Genomic DNA, 2,521 nt, shown 5'->3' with positions numbered 1-2,521 from the left:
CGTTACTGGGCCTGGAGGCGTTACTGGGCCTGGAGGCGTTACTGGGCCTGGAGGCGTTACTGGACCTGGAGGTACTGGTGGTTGATAGGTATTAATCAAAACTAGGTTCGTTTCATTATCTCGAACTATTTTTGATACATATCCCTCAGGAACATTGACTTCACTAATTGTATAGCTAATCATTTTTCCTGCTAAATATTTCGGAAGATTTGTAAAAGCATAAGTCCAATTATTATCTTCGTTCAAAATAACTTCTTGCCCTACTTTACTTCCATCAGCATAGAGTTGTACTTTAATGCTATTTGGGCGTTTTCCTGCTTTATTATCAGCATCCTCCCAAAGCTTGCTGACTTTTAATTCTGTCACTTCAGGAGTATCAGGAATATTAGGGATATGTGTATTGGTGATAATATAGTTTGTCTGATCTATTTCTGTCGTATACCCATCAACTTTGTCTTCTGCTACAGTATAAACAATTGCATTTCCTTCAGCATCATTTTCAGGTAGCTGATCAAATGTAAAGTTCCAATTATCTTCTGATTTAACAGATTTACTTGCTACTTCTTTACCGTTAGCTAAAAGACGAACAGTTATAGCATCTGGACGAATGCCAGCTTTGTTATCTGTATCATTCCAAATTTTCTTACCTTTTATACTTGTAGTTCCTCGATAAATATTGGTAAATGTAGTTTCCTCATCACCGTAAGACACTGTTCCCATTTTGATACCATCATCATCCGTTACTGTTACAGTAACCTTTAGTTCATGACTATCATAATCGTAATTATTAGTGCTTTCAGGAATAACTTCACGAATGATATAGTTGTAAACTCCTTCTTTTTTATACTTAATCGCATTGAAGGTTACACTTCCATCTTCAGCATTTTTAACAATTTGAAGGGGTTCACTAGGGTTTGCAGCATCATAAAGTGCAAAGTTAAACTGATCTTTTTCTAGTGTTTTTCCTTTTAAAGTTTTGTGAGCCTTTAAGATAACTGATTCTGATTTTTCTGCGTTACCAGAACCTGATCCTGACTCTAGACGGACTTCACGTACCATACTACGTGTCTTAAAATTTGTGGCAGACCATGCCAAATTATTCGATACTAATGAACCTGCAGGAACTCCATCTGGTAATTTAGTAGAGTATTCAATATACATTGCCCAATGATAGTTATCTCCAAATGGAATCGTAAAGCCTGTGATTCCTCCTTGAGCATTTTTAGTGAATACTGCCTTGTTTGAAAAGTTATCTGATGGCTCTAACGTAAGAATATGAGCCTCATTACGAATTTTTGTTGGTTGTGTTTCATAACGAACTGCACGAAAACTCTCAGGAATTAAGGTTTGTCCATCCCCAAAAGTATCCGTAATTGTCATCCCACGAATCATATCTTGATTCGCATTCAGGAGAATACGCCACTTAATAATACTTGGATCTGTATCATCTTGATAACCGTATTTCATTTCATAGTCGCCTGCTTCACCACTATCTTGTTTGTACTTGAAACTATAAGTCTTATGACCAATGGTAACAGTAACTGGTTGACTCTCATTAATGACTTCTCGATTAATAGTTAAATTAAACTGTAAAGAAAGCTCTTTATTCTCAGGCCTCTTAGCAAAATAATCTGTAAAAGTTACCGTAACTTTTCCTGTACTAGGATCTGTTTGAGCAATACCAACCTTCGTGCCCTTACTATTTGTAACGTCAAAGGTCAAATTTGTAATCAATCTAAGCTCTCTAGGAATATCTAAAATCAATTGATCATTCTCAGAGATACTCTGACTATCTGGAAAAGTTAATTGATAAGTTGCTATTAAACGTTCCCCAGCAATAACTTCCACATCATCACTCAATTCAAGGCCAGATCGCTCATGAATAATCTTAGTATCAAGATTATAACCCGTCACCGAATCCGCTTGAACTGTTTTTGATAATTTAGCTATTGATAAACCTATTAGCAAAAACATTAAAAAAAATGTTAAATATCTAGACAATTTATGCTTCATAATAACCTCCTTTACGATTAGAAAACATTTGATTATCTAATCATATTATATCATACTTATTTGAAAAATGTACAATTACTGACCATTTGTTTAATTAATTTTAAAGTTTTATTTTTATTCAAAGTTTTCGGTTTCTTAAATAAATTATAAAAACAAAAAGAGAGGTATTAACCTCTCTTCTTGCGATTACATACACTTATTTAATAAATGTATAACCAACTTTAGAATATCTATTGTTTAGATATTCAAAGACAAATCTTGAATCATTCTAGAAAACTAGAAATATTAAGCTTCATCTTCTTTTTTGCGTTTCGCAACCAAACCTAGACCTACAAGACCAAGTGCAGCACCAAGTGCAACAATTCCAGATTTAGATTGTTCACCAGTGTTTGGCAACTCAGGACCTTTAGGTTTTTCTGGTGTTGGTGGTGTTACTGGTGTTGGCGGTGTTGGTGGTGTTGGTGGTGTTGGTGGTGTTGGTGGTGTTGGTGGTGTTGGTGGTGTTGGT

General features: G+C 35.1%; 2 protein-coding genes. Both read right to left on the bottom strand.

Annotated elements, in window-relative coordinates:
• On the bottom strand, positions 1-2,013 hold a 2,013-nt coding region (locus tag ADH81_RS01805), incomplete at its 3' end, for a Cna B-type domain-containing protein (protein WP_053092340.1).
• A gap of 285 nt (positions 2,014-2,298) precedes the next feature.
• Positions 2,299-2,521 (bottom strand): LPXTG cell wall anchor domain-containing protein (locus ADH81_RS01800; protein ID WP_049526071.1); only part of this gene is annotated, 223 nt, incomplete at its 5' end.

The organism is Streptococcus pseudopneumoniae, from assembly GCF_001072925.1.
In the GTDB taxonomy this organism is placed as follows: Bacteria; Bacillota; Bacilli; order Lactobacillales; family Streptococcaceae; genus Streptococcus; species Streptococcus pseudopneumoniae_Q.
This window is presented reverse-complemented; position numbering and strand designations above follow the sequence as displayed.